Raw genomic sequence first — 20,926 nt, forward strand, 5'->3', positions numbered from 1 at the left:
ATGTACTACTCGCAAAGGAGCGTATAAAACATGGCTAAAACAATAGCGACAGTCATTACAGATATGTTTGAAGATGTAGAGTATACAGAACCGGCAAAGGCATTTAAAGATGCCGGGCATGATGTAGTAACAATTGAAAAAGAAAAAGGAAAACAAGTGACAGGAAAACAAAATGAAGAAACTGTTACGATCGATCAGGGGATTGATGACGTGAAACCGAGCGACTTTGATGCATTATTTATTCCGGGTGGATTTTCTCCGGATCAATTGCGTGCAGATGATCGTTTTGTACAATTTGCGAAACAGTTTATGGATGAGAAGAAACCTGTTTTCGCCATTTGTCATGGGCCACAGCTGCTCATTACGGCTAAATCATTAGAAGGCCGCAAAGCAACTGGGTTTAAATCCATCCAGGTGGATATGGAATACGCTGGAGCCAATCTGGTCGATCAAGAAGTCGCTGTTTGCCAGAATCAGCTGGTAACAAGCCGTCAACCTGATGACATTCCTGCATTTAACCGTGAATCGTTAAATGTGTTAAAATAGCAATAAAGGGAGCCTCTAGCCATACATCATGGCTAGAGGCTTTTTTTCGTCATTTAAAGCTTTGTAATCGTAAAATTATCTTCAAGCAGCAGCCAGTTCTGTGGAAAGGCTAGCCCCAACTTCCAGTAAGCAATCCCAAGCAGGCCTAACTCCTTAATCAAATCAAATTTGGCTTGAATTGATCTGGCGTCTTCAAACCACACTTCATGTAATTTCCCCTGTGCATCGCGATATCTATAAAATGGCGCTTGAGCGGTATCATCATATTCAATTGCTGTATGTTGCTGTCGAGCTCGCGTAATTGCTTGTTGTGGGCTAATCGCTTCTGCTGGCTCGCCGCCTTCTTCAAAGGGCAAGGTCCAATCATAACCGTATAAATTTTGCCCTAGTAAAATTTTATCTGCAGGTATTTCGGTTAATGCATATTCGACGACTTGCCGTACTTGATTCAGTGGGGAAACAGCCATTGGTGGTCCGTAACTATACCCCCACTCATACGTCATCAGTACAACAAAATCGGCAATTTCCCCGTGTGCTGCGTAATCATGTGCCTCGTACCATGCTCCTTCCTGCTCGGCGCTGGTTTTTGGTGCCAAGGCAGTTGACATGAATAAGCCGGCTTCTTCTATACGTTGCTTTGCTACTCGCAGGAAATTGTTATAAGCTTCTCGATCCCCTGGTTGTAGGAATTCAAAGTCAAAATGTATATCTGTAAACCCCTCGGTTGTCGCTGTATTGATAATACTGTCCAGCAATGTATTTTGAACAGCTTGGACAGTGAGGATAATATGTCCTAACTCTGCGCTAAAGGATCCTTCTTCCAAATTGGTTACCACAAGCATGAGTGATGTATTGTTGGATGTTGCTATTTGTTGCAGGTTCCCCATTGGGGGCGCTGTGAGTGTACCGTCACGATTAACATTGTAGCTAAAGAGGTTGAGATATGTTAAATAGGGAGCATTTTTCATAGCTGCATTTTCCAGCGTTTCCGAAACAGTGTTCCCAAAAGGCTCAATATAGGCGCTGGATGTGATCTCTCTTGTTGCTGAAGATGGAATATATAATCGGAAACCAATCTGCAATGCATGGTCTAGGGACAAATTATTGACTTGTGCTAATTCCTGATAGGATATGCCGAATGTTTGAGCGATGGAATAAAGCGTGTCGCCAGGCTGTACAAAATAAAAATTACCGATAATCGGAATAACAAGTGCCTGCCCAACAACAAGGTTATCCGGTGCATCCAGTTCATTCGCATCAATAATGACATTCACCGTTGTATGGTATGTAGCGGCAATCTTATTTAGCGTATCCCCTTGTTCTACAACATATATTTGCAAAAAATCCCCTCCTTTTAAGTAAAATCATGCTACTTACACTTTATGCGGAGGGTGATTCAAATATAACGTTAAATGGGATTGATTGTTGCGTCCATTACCGTTCGCATTAGATACAATGCATATTCGCTACCTTCCTTTTCTTCAGAGGCAATGCAATTTTCCGGAATATGCATATTAAAACCATACATATATGCATCTTTAGCCGTGAATAAAATACAAATATCACCGGCAACACCCGCCAAAATTAGGTTGGTTTTTCCGATATCATGGAGCAATGATTGGAGTGGTGTCTGAAAAAATGCCGAGTGCTGTGGTTTAATAATAAAGTAGTCATATTTATCAGGTTTCAGCGCATCTATTATGTGTTTGCTTCGTTCATTTTTACAGTGATCCATAATTTTATGGAAATCTCCTTGCCACAACCCATAATGATCATTAATATAGATAGTAGGCAAACCATTTTCTTTAGCAAAGCTCTTTAATTTTTTCAGATTAGGTAAAATTTGGGTGGTATGCTTAATCAAATTCTCTCCACCATCAAAGTCAAAATCGTTAATCACATCGATAAATAATACTGCTGTATTTTCAAGTGATTGCTTCATCTAATTTCTCCTTTTGGCGATGTTATATGTATTATTTCCTATTTCTACTTTTTAAAACTTTAATGCAGTGAAGGGTTGACACAGGTATGACAGATGAAAAATTTATGCAAGCAGCCATGAAAGAAGCACAGAAGGCGCGTGAGATAGATGAAGTGCCGATTGGTGCTGTGATTGTCTATGGGGATGAAGTAATTGCCACTGGATATAATGTACGTGAAACGTCACAAGAAACCCTGTCCCATGCTGAATTGATTGCTATCAGAGAAGCGAATAGGAACATCGGCAGTTGGCGCCTGGAGGAATGTACGTTATACGTCACGCTTGAACCCTGTCCGATGTGCGCTGGTGCAATTGTGCAATCACGAATAAAACGTGTTGTCTATGGCGCACCTGATCTGAAAGCAGGCTGTGGGGGACTTTAATGAATTTACTGAATGAAGAGCGATTTAATCATCAGGTGGAAGTTACGCGCGGCGTGCTTAAAGCGGAATGTGGGCAGTTGTTGACGGCGTTTTTTAGGGATTTAAGGAAGAGAAGGAAGGAGTAAAGGATGGAAAGACGATGCTCCTTTTTCCTTCAAAATAACTAAAAAAATTTACACTTAAATTAATTGCTACTCAACAAATGAAGTTATCATTTAAAATTCCATAAATTTGCCTTCAAACATCATTGCATTTCCAACAAAAAATCGTTATAATGAATAATGTCGTGCTAAGCGGGGAGGTAGCGGTGCCCTGTACTCGCAATCCGCTATAGCGAGGTTGAATTCCCATCCGAGGTGAGGCGTCTTTATGGACTGCCTTATGGGATTGGTGTTGACGCTTAGGTCCTGCGCAACAGGAACCCATGAATTCTGTCAGGTCCGGAAGGAAGCAGCAGTAAGTGGTATTTTCTGTGTGCCGCGGGGAAGCCTGGGCAGAGCCATGAACGTAAGTAACGCGTAGGGACGTCGCATCAACGATGGGTGCACGGCATACATATTCCAAAGCCCCTGCCATTGTAGAATGGGCAGGGCTTTTTATATCTTTTTCCATAAGAGGTACTTTATGAATGAAGAGTAGCATAAGGTATATTTTGGAAGTTATATGCATGTGTTATTTTTAAAAAAGGGGACAAAATAGAGTTTGTAAGTGATTTTAGTCTACCAAGGTCACTTAACAAAACATCTAAGAGGTGTTTACCTTTGGACGAAAATAACCGTCGAAATCGTAATAATGAGTGCAAAGACCGTAACAATCAAAACGATGTAGACAATGTTGAATTTGCTAATGAGTTTCTTGATGATGTCAATCTGGATCAAGACCATAGCAACGAGCATAATTACAATTTTAACAGAAACAATAATCGTAATAGGTAAGTAATGTAGGAAAGTCTGTGTGCTGTGTGATCATACAGGCTCCTTTTTTTGCTTCGTTATAAAATAGATGTATAAAGTCGGTATTTTTATACTGGTGGCAAGGTTTATTTTAAATATTCTTTCAAATAGATAACAGAAATGTTATGCTATCATTATTGACCGATAATTTGATTTAATCCGTAAAAAGCGCTTTAGGAGAGAGGTATATTGGTAGTTTATAATGAAAAACAACTATATGAATTATGGGTAAAAGCTTGGAATGAAGATATTTCCGTCATTGATAACATAACAAACCCTGGTTGTATTGTTCATTATGTGAGAAGAATGGATGGGAACTCCTTAGGTAATCTAACTGGTGTGGAAGCGTTGAAAGAGGTGATTAAAGACCGCAATACCTTTTTTAGCAATATAAAGATGACGGTAGAAGTTGGTCCTATCATAAATAAACCATATGTATTATCGCGTTGGAACCTTACAGGTATTTATAAAGGAGGTATATCAGAAGCCAAAGTGAAGGTTGGGAAGAGAATAAAACTCAAGGGTATGGATCTTTTTTTTATGGAGAAGGGAAAAATAAAAAACTATTGGTTTTCCTGGGATCGGGCACATCTAATGGAACAATTGAATATGTTATGAATGGTGCAACCGGGGAGTTCCCAGGTTGCAATGCTTAATAAGGATCCTTTTCTTCCATTGTTTTGAAAGGTTTAAGAAGATATATTCACTCCTTCGCGTTTACAATAGGAGTAGGATAAGATTCTAATATATTCATTTTCGTTTCTAATTTATCCAATGCATCATCAATGTTCTTTTTTTGCATTTGTAATTTTGTCTTATGATCTTTAAAAATTCGAGTTCTCTCCTCTAGCGTACTTGATCCTTCCATATGTAGATGAGCCACATGTCTTAACGTTTCAATAGACATATTTGTTTCTCTCATACAACCTATCATTTCTAGCCAAAAAAGATCTTCCTCTTTAAACATTCGGTAACCGTTTTGGCTTCGTTCTATAAAAGGCAAGAGCCCTTCATCATCATAATAACGAATAGTAGATGGTGAAATCGATACTTTATCAGCAGCCTGTTTTACTGTTAACAAAAAATACCTCCTTATTATTTTGATTCATTTTACTTATGTATTTACAAGTTAAGGAACCTATCACTAGCTATAATAGTTAATCACCGCCTATATATGTTCATCTTATATCACAGATGAGGGATATTCAAGTTATAAAAAGTTCTTTAGTGATCATTGTGATCTGATTGTTCAAGTGCTATTTGCAATAGATGAAAGATAGCTTGTGTACGAGTTCCAAACCCTTTTAAATCTTTAAAGTAATCTACTCGGTCTAAAAGTGTTTTGGGAAATCTTAATATGACTGATTGTTTATTCATTGTTTCACCTCGATCGTATACAAACTCACTATTTGTGCGAATTTATTTTTTATTTTTCTATTTCAATACAACGCTTTCTTAATTCCGTTTTTAATAGCTCAATAAATTCAAAGTCCAATTCCAAAGATTTGGCTTCAAAATATGCTTCTATTAATAGCTCATTAGATATTATGTTAAATTAACACACAACCTTTCTTTTTATTTTTTCAATAAAAGTAAGTTGTATAGACAATGTTGGCAACGATTGTGCCATTCATCTATTGTTTTTTCGAATAGCTTTTGAAAGAGCCTCACCAACAGTATTAACAGTAGTTGTTTGCTTTGTTTTATTTTGGAAAGGTTCACTGTGATAAATTACTCCATTCTTGCGCCCTCCTACGTTTAAAGGTTTTTAAATTAATTCCATTTATGACCTCCTTACAGAAGCGCATCCAGTATAAACCTTCGAGTGTACTTGTAAGCAAGAGATTTTTGATTGATTTTGTGTAAAAAGTTTAATAAAATGATATACAAAAGATATCTGTGGTGTTATAATAAGGATAACTAAAAAATGATGATACCATACTTTTGAAGGCTGGATGCGTCATTTTTAAAGTAACAAAATATGGATGACATGATTTCGGGAATGCGATGCTTGTTTTTTGGTCAATTCATAGCCATCGATCTCTTCTGGTTGAGATTTATGCACCCCCATTTCAGGTCAAGTTTTGTTGCTCTTATGTTTCATTTAAATTATATAGGGCTTGCTGAATACTTTTTATGAAGAGTTTCGTATTCAGCAGCCTCTATATAAATTCCGAAAGTTACGTTAAAACAATCCGTATGTTATTGATTCAGGTATAAGTGGAGCCCGTCAAGAACACCTTTAGCTATGTTGTTTTGGTATTCCTTGGTTTTGATAGCTGATAGATCACTAGGATTTGTTATAAAACCTAATTCTAGTAATACACTAGGCGCATTACTTTCTCGAAGGACATAAAGATCGCTTTGTTTAATGCCACGACTTGCAAGAGGCGTGTTTTGTTCTAATGACGATTGCATTGCATTTGCTAAAGCATCGCTTTTGGCGCCTGAGTAATAATGTGTTTCTACACCATTTACATCCATAACAGGATGAGAATTAAAATGTAAACTAATAAAAGCATGTGTATTATATGAATTACTTATGTACACCCGATTTGGTAAAGAAACAAAGTAATCACTATTTCTTGTCAAAATTACATTCGCTCCTGATTCCTGGAGAATGCTTACTATTTCATCGACTGTACTCATAATAATATCTTTCTCAAATTTTCCATTAACAGCCTCTGCACCAGGGTCTGAGCCACCGTGTCCAGGGTCAATAACAATATTATAACCTTCTAATGATTGATTATCCTCTTTTTGATGCTCCAAGACGTTGTCTGTTTTGCTATTTTGTTCTGAACCTTTGGATATAGATGCTTTATTTAAATAGTGTAAAGCAACCCATGCCTCCTTTCCATCATAATAGGTCTGAGCCCAACCAAAGGATTCCTGTAAGACATTGATTTGATCGCCACTTTGTAATTCACCTATTACTGGTGCATTTAGGGATGGAGATGATCTTACATTTAAGTTTGAGTTAGATGTTCCAACCTCATATATTTCCCCATTATCAGCGTCAATCGTCGGAATAATGAAGAGAAATGAAATGGTTGCTATGATTATACTCGAAAATAAAACTCTCACAATTTCTCACTCTTTTCCGTATAAAATTATTGGTGAGTACTCACGAAAAACGGGTAGTACCACGAGCTTTATCCAATCTTTCCTCCCTCCAAGTATATTTAATTTCAATTCTTGCGACTTTCTTGTTGACTATGAACATATGACAAGATTTTCCGGTTATATATTGTTCTGATTTCAAGTAATTCTCATTTCGCACAAGGAAGTAATAACTATTCCTCTTTCACATTACACTCTAGGTCTGGATGGAATCATCTTCGTATTGTATGTCTTCCGATTTTCTTAACGCATATGTCGATTTAACACGCTCCATTTCTATCTTGTTATCTATTTACAAATAAAACAAATATATTAAAATTCCCTACTGTTTTTAATAGTGGGTTTTTGTCTTATTTTGGTATGTTTTGGAGTGATTTTAAATAAAGTAGTTTTAATTAATTGTAATTACTATTATATTCCATTTCAATAGTTTTACGTAAAATGAATAAAATGACTGTATTTTTTGACCGGTCATAGGTATAAATTATTATTTCATTTAAATTATTTGAATATATTTGATTCAATGGACCTATTTTATTCTAGTTACTTTTGAGTTTTTACATGTTTATTCCAGCAATTTTTAAAATGTTACAAAAACCGCAATATTTGCTATACCTTGACAAAATTATGACAGATCATATATGCTACAATTGATAAATACATAATTTCCATATTTTACCTAGATAGGAGGGACTCAACTTTTAATTAATTTAATTTTTAAGGGGGTGTTAAATGGTCAAATAACAAGGTGTCAATAAATTCATAGGGAGGAGTGATCTAACTAAAAAAGTGTAAGTTAACGTAGCATTTTTCACATAGCATTTACATTTTTAGGGAGGTAAGGCATGTATAGTTATCTAAAAAGTCAAAGTAGTTATTATGCTAAAATTCTGCTCATCCTTATGTTAATCAGTTCACTGCTTATAAATGGGTTGATCGCAGAAAGGGTATCAGCAGAAGAAATTATTCAAGAAGATGGAACGGGTTCTTATATTAATCCGGATGATAATCCAATTGAATATGAGGATTCCATCATTTCTAAAGAAGCTACGTATTCCGGGGATCCAGGGGAATACTTTATTGACTTAACTATTGAAGGGAAAGAAAAAGAACAAACAGAAACTACGGATATTGTTCTTGCCTATGATAACTCCAATAGTATGAGTGAGAATAATAGAGATAGTATTGCTCACGAGGCGACGTCCTCCTTCGTAACGGATTTGTTGGATTCAAGTAGTAACGATAATGGAAATACGCAGATGGCATTAGTGACGTTTGGTTCGGATGTATTTGATGGTAGAGTTAATAGGCCTTATGACGAGGTACCTGAGATTCTTTTCCCAATTTATACAGAAGATCTATCCTATAAAGAATTGACTACTAATTCAGAAGATATTATTAGTCAATTACCTATGGATACGCCAGCGGATAGGGATCCAGGGGATGGAAACCTTACAAACAATGGAGGAACATATACACAAGCAGCATTAGAGGAAGCGGAAGCTATTCTAGCAGAGAGTACAGCGGATAATAAATATATCTTTACGATTACAGACGGTGTTCCAGTCTTTAGTGAGAACCCAGATGGAGATATAGTAGGTGCAGCAGATTTATATGAACCTGGCTTTGAATTTAGTTTTTACTATGATTACAACGGATCGGAAAGAACACACGGCCAGGATACAATTGAAGAAGCTGAAAGAATCCAATCTCAGAATAGTGATTTTGACTTGTATTCCATAGGTATTGAAACCTCGGAAGATTATGGTGCAAGTGAGGAAGAAGCGATTGAAGTATTGGAGGGGATTTCCTCTTCGCCAGATCAACATTATGAGGCTTCTGATGTAGAAGAAATCGCTGATATGTTACGAAATTTATCTTCTCCGGTTGTTAATAGTATTAATAATGGTGTTGTTACGGACCCAATGGGAGAATTATTTAATTTACAAGTAAGTGACAACGAATTTACGGAAGCAAGTGATGAAACGTTATCGGATGGAGACTACTACGTAACTGGAGAAATTGACGGTGAGTCTGATCAACAACTAATAGAGACAGTTAATGCTAATGTAGTAGATTCTGATTTATCCGATCAGACGATTCAAGTAGAAGGGTTGAATTTGGGTGAAGGTGAACAGGTAAACGTAAGGTATAAAGTCCAGCTTGACACGGGACATGAAGACTATTCTGCTGATACCTATTTCCCAATGAATGAAAGAACAACATTACAACCAGAAGGAGATGACGCAGATACACTAAGGGATTTCCCGATACCTGAAGCATTATTGTATGAAGCAGCACCGGTTACAGTGGAACACGTAGATGAAGAAGGAAACGAACTCGCGCCATCAGAGGATCTAACAGGAAGCATTGATGCTCCGTATGAATCGCAACCAGAAGAGATAGATGGCTATGAATTGACCGAAACACCAGAGAACGCAACAGGCGAATTCACAGAAGAGCCACAGACAGTAACGTATGTGTATGCGCCGATAGAAGAAGATGAAGCAGCACCGGTTACGGTAGAACACGTAGATGAAGAAGGAAATGAACTCGCACCATCAGAGGATCTAACAGGAAGCATTGATGCTCCGTATGAATCGCAACCAGAAGAGGTAGATGGCTATGAATTGACCGAAACACCAGAGAACGCAACAGGCGAATTCACAGAAGAGCCACAGACAGTAACGTATGTGTATGCGCCGATAGAAGAAGATGAAGCAGCACCGGTTACAGTGGAACACGTAGATGAAGAAGGAAACGAACTCGCGCCATCAGAGGATCTAACAGGAAGCATTGATGCTCCGTATGAATCGCAACCAGAAGAGATAGATGGCTATGAATTGACCGAAACACCAGAGAACGCAACAGGCGAATTCACAGAAGAGCCAAAGACGGTAACGTATGTGTATGCGCCGATAGAAGAAGATGAAGCAGCACCGGTTACAGTGGAACACGTAGATGAAGAAGGAAACGAACTCGCGCCATCAGAGGATCTAACAGGAAGCATTGATGCTCCGTATGAATCGCAACCAGAAGAGATAGATGGCTATGAATTGACCGAAACACCAGAGAACGCAACAGGCGAATTCACAGAAGAGCCACAGACAGTAACGTATGTGTATGCGCCGATAGAAGAAGATGAAGCAGCACCGGTTACGGTAGAACACGTAGATGAAGAAGGAAATGAACTCGCACCATCAGAGGATCTAACAGGAAGCATTGATGCTCCGTATGAATCGCAACCAGAAGAGATAGATGGCTATGAATTGACCGAAACACCAGAGAACGCAACAGGCGAATTCACAGAAGAGCCACAGACAGTAACGTATGTGTATGCGCCGATAGAAGAAGATGAAGCAGCACCGGTTACGGTAGAACACGTAGATGAAGAAGGAAATGAACTCGCACCATCAGAGGATCTAACAGGAAGCATTGATGCTCCGTATGAATCGCAACCAGAAGAGGTAGATGGCTATGAATTGACCGAAACACCAGAGAACGCAACAGGCGAATTCACAGAAGAACCGCAGACAGTAACCTATGTGTATGCTCCGGTTGAGGACCCCGCCTTCAATGGTGTTGTGTTTGTTGAACATGTTGATCAAGAGGGAAATTTACTTGTTAGCACGGAGTCAATTACTGGTCCAACAGAAAGTCCATATGAAACTACATCTGAAGAGATAGATGGCTATGAACTAGTTGAAACACCAGAGAATGCAACAGGTGAATTTACAAATGATCCACAGACAGTAACCTATGTATATGCACCGGTCGAGGAAACGGGTTCTCCAGTAAACGTAGAACATGTGGATGAAGAAGGAAATGAGTTAATTTTACCCGAAGAAGTAACTGGAAATGTAGGGGATCCATATGAGACACAACCTGCAAATATTGGAGGATATGAATTAGTTGAAACGCCAGAAAACGCAACTGGCGAGTTTGGCGAAGACCCGCAAACGGTAACGTATGTATATACACCAGTTGAAGGTGAGCCACAGGGGACGGTTGTTACTGAATATGTAGATGAAGATGGTAATCCTCTTGTGAGTAGAGATACTGTATCTGGATTAGTAGAGGATCCGTATGAGACGCAACCAGAATATATCGATGGCTATGAATTAGTAGAAACGCCAGAAAATGCAACAGGTGATTTTACAGAAGAGCTGCAAACGGTAACGTATATATATGCGCCTGTTGAACAGCCATCAGCGGATAGTGCTATAGCAATTCAGCATGTAGATGAAGATGGTAATCTAATTGCAAATCCTGATACTATGGCTGGCCCAGCAGGGGAACCATATGAAACCACGCCTGCAGCAATTGATGGTTATGAATTAATCGAAACACCAGCAAACGCAACAGGCGAATTTACAGAGGAGCCACAAACGGTAACGTATGTATATGCGCCAGTAGAAGAAGATGAGTCAGCACCAGTTACAGTGGAATATGTCGATGAGGAAGGAAATCCAATCGCAGATTCAGCAGAGTTAACTGGAGATGTTGAAGAGCCCTATGAAACCGATCCGGTAAACGTAGATGGTTATGAATTAATCGAAACACCAGCAAACGCAACAGGCGAATTTACAGAGGAGCCACAAACGGTAACGTATGTATATGCGCCAGTAGAAGAAGATGAGTCAGCACCAGTTACAGTGGAATATGTCGATGAGGAAGGAAATCCAATCGCAGATTCAGCAGAGTTAACTGGAGATGTTGAAGAGCCCTATGAAACCGATCCGGTAAACGTAGATGGTTATGAATTAATCGAAACACCAGCAAACGCAACAGGCGAATTTACAGAGGAGCCACAAACGGTAACGTATGTATATGCGCCAGTAGAAGAAGATGAGTCAGCACCAGTTACAGTGGAATATGTCGATGAGGAAGGAAATCCAATCGCAGATTCAGCAGAGTTAACTGGAGATGTTGAAGAGCCCTATGAAACCGATCCGGTAAACGTAGATGGCTATGAACTAGTTGAAACACCAGCAAACGCAACAGGCGAATTTACAGAGGAGCCACAAACGGTAACGTATGTATATGCGCCAGTAGAAGAAGATGAGTCAGCACCAGTTACAGTGGAATATGTCGATGAGGAAGGAAATCCAATCGCAGATTCAGCAGAGTTAACTGGAGATGTTGAAGAGCCCTATGAAACCGATCCGGTAAACGTAGATGGCTATGAACTAGTTGAAACACCAGCAAACGCAACAGGCGAATTTACAGAGGAGCCACAAACGGTAACGTATGTATATGCGCCAGTAGATGAAGACGAGTCAGCACCAGTTACAGTGGAATATGTCGATGAGGAAGGAAATCCAATCGCAGATTCAGCAGAGTTGACTGGAGACGTTGGCGACCTCTATGGATCAATACCAAAAGATGTAGATGGTTATAAATTAGTTGAAACACCGGAAAATGCAGGCGGTGTGTTTGGAGAGGATGCACAGACGGTAACGTATGTGTATGAAAAAACGGAATCACTAGAAAGTCCTGTGACTAATCCAGATAGTGGTAATACTGATTCAGGGCAAACACTTCCGGACACTTCAACGAATATATATAATTTACTATTCATTGGTTTGTCATTATTGGCTCTTGGTACAATGTTAATGATGATTTATCAAAGAAAACAGAAACAATCTTAGTTTGATCCTCTTAAGAGAGGAGTGTTCCCTCCTTTTTATAAATATAAAAGAGTATTAACCAAATAAGGTTAATACTCTTCTTTCATCACAGTACAACTGGCTGTAAGACCTCCACTTCAAGAATAGAGGAAATGTTTACGCTCTCAGTTATATAATTTAGTTTGCACTCTCTTCGTTTATCGGATATGCATAGGTAACAAAGCGCTCAGGGGCGCTGCCAACATAATGAAAAGGATAACAAGTGGTCACTACAAGAACTTCCTCTCCCATTTCTCTAATGACCGAAGTATCATCTTCAGGTACAATTTCTGTTTCCCTAATCTCGTAAGTATAGGTGCCATAAGGCATATTGACAGTAAATTCATCCCCAATTTCAAGATTACCAAATTCACGAAAAACGGTGTCGCGATGTCCGGATAATACTATTTGTTCCCCTTGTCCAGGAAAAACGGAATTATTTAAATGACCAACGCCTTTATCGAGGGAATCAGGGTCTGTTCCAGAAACGACCGGTAACGTTTTGTCTAATTTAGGTATTTCAAGTGTTGCGAATGATTCACCTTTATTCGTTTTAAAATTATCGGAAGCCTCTTCTTCGCTACTATTTTCTATATGGTTTTCCTTTTCATCATCCATATTAATTCTTTGGTTTGCTTCCGTTAGCGCGTGTTTTTCATTATTTTCCATTTTATAAAATTGATAGCTAAATATACCAATGAGTATTATTCCTACAAGTATTAAAATCTTGCCAATTGATTTCATTTATTATCTCCTTTTCAAGTAGGATGAGTAAACAAGCATATATAAGTTACTACTAAATAATAGCAAAATTATGGAAAGTTTATATTAAGATTACCATATTTGAAATCATATTCATATATTATATCCCATTTTCGCAGATTTAAAATATTGTCTATATATAAACTGTAGCATTGCATCACCGTGTAGATCGTATATCAGATGAAATTGAACAAGCAATCAAATCGTATATATGGTATGCGTTGAGGATGAAAGTCTTCTTTAAAAATGAAGGAAATCTGTACCGGTAGTATACCAGTTACTGGTCTTTAGTACTACGCCTTTCTGCCATGAACCTTGAGTTTGTCATACCTGCTGGTGTATTCATTTCTATGGGTAAAGATGTATTACGATTAAACCAGCCTTTGTTCATGAATGTAATATCGAAGTAAAAGCTGAGAAAAAATAACTGTTTACATTAAAGCATTATTATAGTATAGTTGATTACACGACTAATCAACTAATCAACCTTAGGGAGGGTCATTATGTGAGGGCTGTTTTAGATGACTCAAGGCCCATCTTCCAACAAATATCTGAAATGATAGCCGATGATATTGTTGAAGGGGAGTTACAAGAAGGGGACCAAATTCCATCTACTACGGAAATTTCGAAATTTTACCAAGTCAATCGTGCGACAGTGCAAAAAGGATTATCGATGCTCATTGATGCAGGTTATGCTTATAAACAGCGCGGTGTTGGGGTTTTTGTAGCCAGAGGGGCAAAAAGCCAGTTGTTGGAGAAACGTAAAGAAGACTTCCAGATTCAATATATACAACCAATGCTGGAAGAAGCAAAACGACTTCAAATGACAAAGGATGAAGTTATTCAATTCATTAGGAGGGACAATGATGTTTAATATACAAGATATCTGGTTTTCCTACGAGAACAAAAACGTTCTAAAAAACGTTAGCTTGCGGGAAGACGAACCGATCATCACTGGATTATGGGGACGCAACGGATCCGGAAAAACAACAATCATGAAGTTGATTTCAGGGTTGGAAAAACCAAATCAAGGAAATATCAGCGTAAACGGAATTACACCGTATAACAATAGTCAAGCAATGAATCACGTCACTTTCATGCAGGAAGATCATCCCTTTTCCGATTTATGGGATGTCGAGGATGCACTCCGCTTTGGTGCTTATTTCAATGAAAATTGGGATCAAGCATTAGCTGAAAATTTGATAGACCTTTTTGAGCTGCCAAGGCAAAAGAAAATCAGGCATTTTTCAAAAGGAATGAAAACCATGATTAAGATTACGCTGGGGCTTGCTTGTAAGGCGCCTGTAACCATCATGGATGAACCTTCAAATGGTCTTGATGCCTATATGCGCAAACAATTTTATGATGTACTGTTGGATACGTACGAAGAAGATCCGCGATTAATTATGTTATCGACACATCATATCGAAGAACTGGAACCACTTTGTGAAAAAATCGCAGTAATCGATCAACAAACCGTCGTACGGTATGAAGAAACAGAGGACTTAAAAAAACAAGGAGTGCACTTAAGTGGCACCGTTGAAGCAGTAAAATCAGTGATTGGAACTAGCCGGGTCATTGACGAACGAAAACTGGGGAAACAATTAAATGTTATGATTGACGATTTTCTCGGTGCAGGCTTGGAAGCAAAGGCAAAAGAAGCAGGCGTTACTATTGAAAAAGCACCACTTCAAGATTACCTTGTGAATCTTACAAAAAAGGGGGCAAACAAACATGAACACGCTTAAAGGGCCATTTCGGCTTATCATGAAAGAAATGAATCTAACCTTTTATATTAATATTGGTGTAACGCTCGCTTTAATGGCATTGTTTACCTTTTTGAGTTACTTTAATGTTGCAAATGAAACGTTAGGTATAACTTTTGGACCTATTTATGCCATTTTCCTTGCCTATCCATTTATCCTTTTTAAAGGGTATAAATATATTCTTTCTTTAGGAGGGACGAGAAAACAATTTATGCTTGTGACTTTTCTATCTGCCGCTATTTATATTGTGCTAAGCGCGATTATTTTGAATGGATTGTATTTCTTAAGTCCACTTCTCTTCAATGAAGGAGAGCTCTTCCACATGGCTGACCTCGTTAACGGTTCTCAACCGCTCCTGTATTTCTGGGTAGATGTATTATGGATGTTCATTCTCTTCGGTTTTGCAATGATGATACAAGCCATTTATTTTAACCTTGGGGGAGCAAGGACTTTAATTGGCGCTGCGGCATTGTTAATGATGGTACTTGTTGCAGTCTTTTTTGCTGATCTGACGCCACTCATAGAGTTTATATTTACGGACCATCTTTTGTTTGTTCACATCCTTGCTGGTATATCGCTAATATTCATGTCTCTCTCCTACCTCATTATGCGAAATGCACCTTTGGAACGCGGAGATAGAAAGATTATCAGACTGCAGCCAGCAGCAGATTAAATGAACGGGGTAGAGTCCCCGTTTACATAGGTATAGTGTTCATATTCAGCTCTCTAAGAGGGGGGATTTTGATAAACACCCAAATTTCATATACAAGAGTTACGTTGGTTATTATAATTACTTTTATTATATCCTTTGCGTCGTACCAGTATACAATACAAAGAATACATCACAACGCTTCGGATAATATACCAGATAATTATACAATAATAGAAGGATATATAGTGGCCAAAGAGTTCGGACAATTAAGAGTAGGCAATGAACCAATTAGTATGTGGGCAAGACTAACTGGAATTATTACTTCTAACTATAATCCGGAAATTATTATAGTTAGCAGCCATAGTAATTCTAACAACTATATATTAAAAGGGTTTAATTACAACCAAAAAGTTCGCATATATGGTGATAATCTTAAAGAATCATTTCCTCCAAGAGTTTCAGCGTATTACATTGAAAAATTAGAGTGAAAAAATGAATCGGTGCCCGATGGTACATTTTCTTATACGATGGTGGGGGTTTAAATGGATGACCATATTTGCCTACTGGTCTAAGATGATTATATATGAACGCACCTAAGTCATAGGCTAAAACACCCTGTCATTGCATGTATAAATAGCCGGTTCATTACCACAGTGTTTTTAACTGTGGTATCTTTGTGCGATGGATAGTCGCACCTAGCTAGGGTAAACACGACTCAGAACATCCTGGAAGGTATGTCATCTCGGCGGTGAAAGACCTCCCGCTAGAGTGCTGATACAACTGGTGAAGGCTAATTTAGTTGCCAATAAAGTGACCATTTCTTCCATTGTCGCTCTGAAGGGTGTGGATTTCCATTTTCCACAATGGTCGGTTATTCCAATTTGGTAGTATTGGGCTGTGCCCTTTGTCAATCAGGTTCGATTCACCTTTTTATCACCCTCCACCTGATTGATCCACATAAATGACTCCAAAAAAGGCCACCACCAAACTTTCGTAAATGTTTTACCCTTAAGGTTCACATTTACACCCGATATCGGGTATAATTACGGGGAGAGATCCTAAAGGGGAAAATATATTATGAGCTATCAAGCATTATACCGCGTCTGGCGGCCGAGAAACTTTGCTGACGTTGTGGGGCAAACACATATAACACGAACATTGCAGAATGCGATATTGCAGGAGAAGTTTTCTCATGCTTACCTTTTTTCCGGTCCGCGGGGAACGGGGAAAACAAGTGCGGCGAAGATTTTTGCGAAAACCATTAATTGTGAGCGCGCGCCGGTGAAAGAGCCCTGTAATGAATGCGATGCGTGTCTCGGCATTCAGGATGGTTCGATTTCGGATATCATTGAAATTGATGCCGCATCCAATACAAGTGTTGAGGATGTTCGAGATATACGTGATAATGTAAAATATGCTACGAGCTCTGTTCCGTACAAAGTGTATATTATTGATGAAGTGCACATGATCTCGACGAATGCATTTAATGCGTTGTTAAAAACGCTTGAGGAACCACCGAAGCATGTTGTGTTTATTTTAGCAACAACGGAACCGCATAAAATTCCACTAACAATTCTTTCCAGATGCCAGCGTTTTGATTTTAAGCCGGTTTCCAATCAATCCATGGTTGAACGCATGCACACCATTTTGGACGCTGAGGGTATTTCTGTTTCCTCGGATGCTATGGAAACCGTTGCGTTAACGGCAGAGGGCGGGATGCGCGATGCGTTAAGCATCTTGGATCAAGCTATTTCATATAGTGAGGATAAGGTTGAATTAGATGATGTACTGGCGGTTACAGGTGGCGTTTCGCAAGGCATTTTAACAGATATTGTAAGAGCAATGCATGAGAAAGATGTTAAGCAAGCGTTAGAGCTTTTGGACAAATTAATTCAAAGCGGAAAAGACCCGGGACGTTTTGTATATGATCTGATATACTTTATGCGTGATTTATTACTATACAAAAACACGCGATCCCTGGAAGGATTGCTAGAGCGCGCAAGAGCAGACGAACGTTTTAATGCGCTCACGGAATCTGTATCGATTGACTGGATACAAGATGCGATTACGCAATTAAACCAGTGTCAGCAGGAAATTAAATCGACGAATAGTCCGAAAGTATTTATTGAAATTGCTATTATCACCATTACTAATCGTTATTATGAACAGGAACAACAGGCTAGTAGCGCTGACTTTGAAGCAGTTACCGATCTTTCGAAAAGACTGGCTCAATTAGAGAAAGAACTAAATAAATTGAAGGAAAACCCTGTTGAAAGTCCACAGCCTACGTTGCGTCCTGAACAACGAAGACCACAATCCAGGGGTACAAAAAATGGCTATAAAATACCGTATGAACGGATTCGTGATGTGCTCAGGCAAGCCGAAAAGCCTAAGTTAAAAAATGTGCAGTCCCAATGGGCAAATTTTTTAAGCAAGTTAAAAACGACAAATGCCCCCGCACATGCGACCATTCAGGATAGTAAGCCGGCAGCTGCGTCCGAGCAGGCGCTTGTTGTGGCATTTAAATATGAAATCCATTGTTCGCTGTTTTTAGATAACCGAGAAACAATTGAATCCGTATTAGCAAGTGTCATGGATAAAAATGTTACTATTATTCCAATTCCGGAGAAGGATTGGACAACATTGCGTACGGAATATATAAATAATCAAGAGAAGAACGAACCCCAGGAAGAGGAAGAACAGGCTGATCCAATCGTGGAAGAAGCAAGGAAGCTTGTTGGGGATGATTTATTGGAGATACATGATTAAATAAAAAAGTTCATTAATTTATAAGGAGGTATTTTCCATGAAGGGAAATATGAATAACATGATGAAGCAAATGCAAAAAATGCAAAAGCAAATGACAAAAGCGCAGGAAGAGCTGCATGAATTGAGCTTTGAGGCAACTGCAGGCGGTGGAATGGTTACTGTTACCGCAAATGGGAAAAAGGAAATCACCGATGTTCAAATTAAAGAGGAAGTTGTCGATCCTGATGATGTGGAAATGCTTCAAGACCTGATTCTTGCAGCAACGAATGATGTACTTAAACAAATTGAGGACAAAACAAATGATACAATGGGACAATTCACGAAAGGGCTAAACATACCTGGAATGTAATGTCCTGGGAGGCAATTTGATGTATTATCCAGAACCGATTTCTAAACTGATTGACAGTTTTACAAAATTGCCGGGGATCGGACCAAAGACGGCAGTCCGTCTGGCTTTTTTTGTTTTAAATATGAAAGATGATGACGTGATGGATTTTGCGAAAAACCTGGTAAATGCAAAACGGGAGCTAACGCATTGCTCCACCTGCGGACATATTACGGATCAGGATCCATGTGCCATTTGCCAGGATACGTCACGCGATTCATCCATTATTTGTGTCGTACAGGATCCCAAAGATGTCATCGCTATGGAGAAAATGAAAGAATTCCATGGAAAATATCATGTTCTTCATGGTGCCATCTCCCCAATGGATGGGATTGGCCCGGAAGACATCAATGTACCTGATTTGATTAATCGCTTAAAGGATGAAGAAGTGGAAGAACTGATCTTAGCTACAAACCCGAATATCGAAGGGGAAGCAACAGCGATGTATATTTCACGTCTTGTTAAACCATCCGGGATTAAGACGACACGAATTGCACATGGTCTCCCGGTTGGCGGCGATTTGGAATATGCAGATGAAGTGACATTATCGAAGGCGTTAGAGGGCAGAAGAGATGTATAGGAGTTAGGTGAGCACATGGCGAATATAAATAAAACAGATGTGGACGGGGAATTGTTAGATGCCATTTTCGCATTAGAACGTGAGTGGAAGCAAATTGAATCGATTGTAGATAAAAGCATTGAATCCCCATACACTAGCCATCGTTTAGAAGCATTGGCACAGGCGAAATATATGTTTTTACTGCGTGAAGCGAGACATCGGAAGATTAGTGCACTGCACCGGGTGTGATTGGTAGATTAATAGAATAAGTGACAGCTAAGGCAAGGGGGGGATATTTGGCCCCTTGTCCTTTCACTTTACCCCGTATGGTGGTGAGAAGGATAAGGACTTTAATTATCTCTTTTTTATTTAACCATTGGTTCACTGTATGGATGGTTTGATCGTTGAGCTACATCTTTTAGATAGTTCAGGTCTAAACGTTCAAAATGAAGTAAAGATAACCTTCTGCCCCATTTACAATCTGATGATGAATTCCAATGAACACAGGCGCGTAATCGATTTAACATAATATCTTCTAATCCTATTACATAGACATGAAGACCATTCTGTAATACTAAAACAACAACTCTTTCATTATCTGCATCTTCAAGCATGTCGTTTGGGATTTCAACGCTGATCATTAGCTTATCGTGATACCAATGGCGTCCTTCACGAACAAAGCCAAGCGACTTCAAATACTTATCTGCCATGTCTCGTGGCTAAATATGATATGAATTTTTGTTTCCCTTGTAATCGTTCAATTTTGATTTTAGCTTCTTCAATCGAAATCATAAAACCATTTCCGTTTTGAAAAATATTTTATTTCGCCTTCTTGTTTGGCTTTTTTCCAGCGCTCTATACAGAGTTTATCAAGAATCTCTTGTTCATCTTTGTTTCGTAAGCGAGTTCGAATTAGCCTTTCTGAATCGCGATTTCTAATAATTGATCGCTCCACTTCAGATTTTTGCTCACCTATCCATTGGTTGAGGTCGTTAATATTCACTTTTTTCATTGTATAATCACCTCAGATTAGCCTTTTTACAGTATAACTGTATACTGTTGAATTAATCATTAATGTAGGTTATCTTCTATTACTTTAGAAGCGATCATTTGTGTATTGTAATATATTTCATAATTGGAGAGTAGGAGATCTATATGCCAAAAAGTTTAGCTAGTGGTATTTTAACACGTTCCTTGTGCTCTATGGGGACTTACTGCGGCGCATGTCTATGAAAATATACTAAAAAATTCTCCTGTTTTTGTTTGCCTCTAAATCTTTTTCTATTTGTTGGATTATTTTTTCTAAGTAATTGGACCTTTTAAAAGATAGCATATATAAAAACTTAAATAACCAAAGCTCGAATCTTGAAGCACCTAC

The 20,926-nt window shown here is 38.7% G+C and carries 19 protein-coding genes, 1 other RNA gene and 1 pseudogene; 13 read left to right on the top strand and 8 right to left on the bottom strand.

Annotated features, from left to right (window positions below; translation table 11 throughout):
- Positions 1-30: 30 nt before the first annotated feature.
- The gene (locus KFZ56_RS00220) at positions 31-546 is read left to right on the top strand and encodes a type 1 glutamine amidotransferase domain-containing protein (RefSeq protein WP_222639258.1); all 516 of its coding nucleotides are present in this window, start codon (positions 31-33) and stop codon (positions 544-546) included.
- 53 nt (positions 547-599) lie between these two features.
- Here the strand turns inward: KFZ56_RS00220 and KFZ56_RS00225 are convergent, their stop codons facing one another.
- Both KFZ56_RS00225 and KFZ56_RS00230 read right to left on the bottom strand, forming a co-directional pair.
- Positions 600-1,886, bottom strand: a complete 1,287-nt coding sequence (locus tag KFZ56_RS00225) for a glycoside hydrolase family 18 protein (protein ID WP_222639259.1) — start codon at positions 1,884-1,886, stop codon at positions 600-602.
- A gap of 68 nt (positions 1,887-1,954) precedes the next feature.
- A complete protein-coding gene (locus KFZ56_RS00230; protein ID WP_222639261.1) occupies positions 1,955-2,488 on the bottom strand; it encodes a cysteine hydrolase family protein in 534 nt (177 codons plus the stop codon).
- An 86-nt stretch (positions 2,489-2,574) separates the two neighbouring features.
- Between KFZ56_RS00230 and tadA the strand changes: the two are divergent.
- The 3 genes and pseudogenes from tadA to KFZ56_RS00245 all read left to right on the top strand — a co-directional run bounded on the left by tadA (position 2,575) and on the right by KFZ56_RS00245 (position 4,481).
- Positions 2,575-3,035, top strand: a pseudogene (gene tadA, locus KFZ56_RS00235) (tRNA adenosine(34) deaminase TadA).
- A 159-nt stretch (positions 3,036-3,194) separates the two neighbouring features.
- An RNA gene (gene ffs / locus KFZ56_RS00240) (signal recognition particle sRNA large type) lies at positions 3,195-3,460 on the top strand.
- A 592-nt stretch (positions 3,461-4,052) separates the two neighbouring features.
- The gene (locus KFZ56_RS00245; RefSeq protein ID WP_222639263.1) at positions 4,053-4,481 is read left to right on the top strand and encodes an ester cyclase; all 429 of its coding nucleotides are present in this window, start codon (positions 4,053-4,055) and stop codon (positions 4,479-4,481) included.
- 85 nt (positions 4,482-4,566) lie between these two features.
- Here the strand turns inward: KFZ56_RS00245 and KFZ56_RS00250 are convergent, their stop codons facing one another.
- The 3 genes from KFZ56_RS00250 to KFZ56_RS19810 form a co-directional block, all read right to left on the bottom strand.
- Positions 4,567-4,944: a MerR family transcriptional regulator gene (locus KFZ56_RS00250; protein ID WP_222639265.1), complete on the bottom strand. Its 378-nt coding sequence runs from the start codon at positions 4,942-4,944 to the stop codon at positions 4,567-4,569.
- 345 nt (positions 4,945-5,289) lie between these two features.
- Positions 5,290-5,412 carry a sporulation histidine kinase inhibitor Sda gene (gene sda, locus KFZ56_RS00255; RefSeq protein WP_222643841.1) on the bottom strand — a complete coding sequence of 41 codons (123 nt, stop codon included), beginning with the start codon at positions 5,410-5,412 and terminating at the stop codon, positions 5,290-5,292.
- Between the two features lie 653 nt (positions 5,413-6,065).
- Positions 6,066-6,950, bottom strand: a complete 885-nt coding sequence (locus KFZ56_RS19810; RefSeq protein ID WP_309228232.1) for an N-acetylmuramoyl-L-alanine amidase family protein — start codon at positions 6,948-6,950, stop codon at positions 6,066-6,068.
- A gap of 881 nt (positions 6,951-7,831) precedes the next feature.
- On the opposite strand from KFZ56_RS19810, the gene KFZ56_RS00265 reads away from it, so the two are divergent.
- On the top strand, positions 7,832-12,637 hold the full coding sequence (locus KFZ56_RS00265; RefSeq protein WP_222639267.1) for a MucBP domain-containing protein: 4,806 nt from the start codon (positions 7,832-7,834) through the stop codon (positions 12,635-12,637).
- A gap of 156 nt (positions 12,638-12,793) precedes the next feature.
- Here the strand turns inward: KFZ56_RS00265 and srtD are convergent, their stop codons facing one another.
- Positions 12,794-13,399, bottom strand: a complete 606-nt coding sequence (srtD, locus tag KFZ56_RS00270) for a class D sortase, LPxTATN-specific (RefSeq protein ID WP_222639269.1) — start codon at positions 13,397-13,399, stop codon at positions 12,794-12,796.
- 523 nt (positions 13,400-13,922) lie between these two features.
- Here srtD and KFZ56_RS00275 point away from each other — a divergent pair.
- From KFZ56_RS00275 to KFZ56_RS00310, 8 genes are all read left to right on the top strand, one after another.
- The gene (locus KFZ56_RS00275) at positions 13,923-14,291 is read left to right on the top strand and encodes a GntR family transcriptional regulator (protein WP_222639271.1); all 369 of its coding nucleotides are present in this window, start codon (positions 13,923-13,925) and stop codon (positions 14,289-14,291) included.
- Positions 14,284-15,165 carry an ATP-binding cassette domain-containing protein gene (locus tag KFZ56_RS00280; protein WP_222639273.1) on the top strand — a complete coding sequence of 294 codons (882 nt, stop codon included), beginning with the start codon at positions 14,284-14,286 and terminating at the stop codon, positions 15,163-15,165. The genes KFZ56_RS00275 and KFZ56_RS00280 overlap by 8 nt, the downstream gene beginning before the upstream one ends.
- Complete coding sequence (locus KFZ56_RS00285; RefSeq protein WP_222639275.1) at positions 15,152-15,856, top strand: hypothetical protein; 705 nt, start codon at positions 15,152-15,154, stop codon at positions 15,854-15,856. The genes KFZ56_RS00280 and KFZ56_RS00285 overlap by 14 nt, the downstream gene beginning before the upstream one ends.
- Positions 15,857-16,080: 224 nt before the next feature.
- Positions 16,081-16,323 carry a YobA family protein gene (locus tag KFZ56_RS00290; protein WP_222639277.1) on the top strand — a complete coding sequence of 81 codons (243 nt, stop codon included), beginning with the start codon at positions 16,081-16,083 and terminating at the stop codon, positions 16,321-16,323.
- Between the two features lie 589 nt (positions 16,324-16,912).
- Positions 16,913-18,604, top strand: coding sequence for a DNA polymerase III subunit gamma/tau (gene dnaX, locus KFZ56_RS00295; RefSeq protein ID WP_222639278.1), 1,692 nt, complete (start codon positions 16,913-16,915; stop codon positions 18,602-18,604).
- A 37-nt stretch (positions 18,605-18,641) separates the two neighbouring features.
- Complete coding sequence (locus tag KFZ56_RS00300) at positions 18,642-18,953, top strand: YbaB/EbfC family nucleoid-associated protein (protein WP_222639280.1); 312 nt, start codon at positions 18,642-18,644, stop codon at positions 18,951-18,953.
- Positions 18,954-18,972: 19 nt separating this feature from the next.
- Positions 18,973-19,569, top strand: a complete 597-nt coding sequence (recR, locus tag KFZ56_RS00305; RefSeq protein WP_222639282.1) for a recombination mediator RecR — start codon at positions 18,973-18,975, stop codon at positions 19,567-19,569.
- Between the two features lie 15 nt (positions 19,570-19,584).
- Positions 19,585-19,797 carry a YaaL family protein gene (locus tag KFZ56_RS00310; RefSeq protein ID WP_222639284.1) on the top strand — a complete coding sequence of 71 codons (213 nt, stop codon included), beginning with the start codon at positions 19,585-19,587 and terminating at the stop codon, positions 19,795-19,797.
- 116 nt (positions 19,798-19,913) lie between these two features.
- Here the strand turns inward: KFZ56_RS00310 and KFZ56_RS00315 are convergent, their stop codons facing one another.
- Together KFZ56_RS00315 and KFZ56_RS00320 are read right to left on the bottom strand one after the other, a co-directional pair.
- Positions 19,914-20,258 (bottom strand): hypothetical protein, encoded by a 345-nt coding sequence (locus tag KFZ56_RS00315; protein ID WP_222639286.1) that lies wholly within the window; start codon positions 20,256-20,258, stop codon positions 19,914-19,916.
- Positions 20,259-20,326: 68 nt separating this feature from the next.
- Positions 20,327-20,560: a hypothetical protein gene (locus KFZ56_RS00320; RefSeq protein ID WP_222639288.1), complete on the bottom strand. Its 234-nt coding sequence runs from the start codon at positions 20,558-20,560 to the stop codon at positions 20,327-20,329.
- Positions 20,561-20,926: the final 366 nt, after the last annotated feature.

Source organism: Virgibacillus sp. NKC19-3 (assembly GCF_019837165.1).
Lineage (GTDB): Bacteria > Bacillota > Bacilli > Bacillales > Amphibacillaceae > Virgibacillus_L > Virgibacillus_L saliphilus.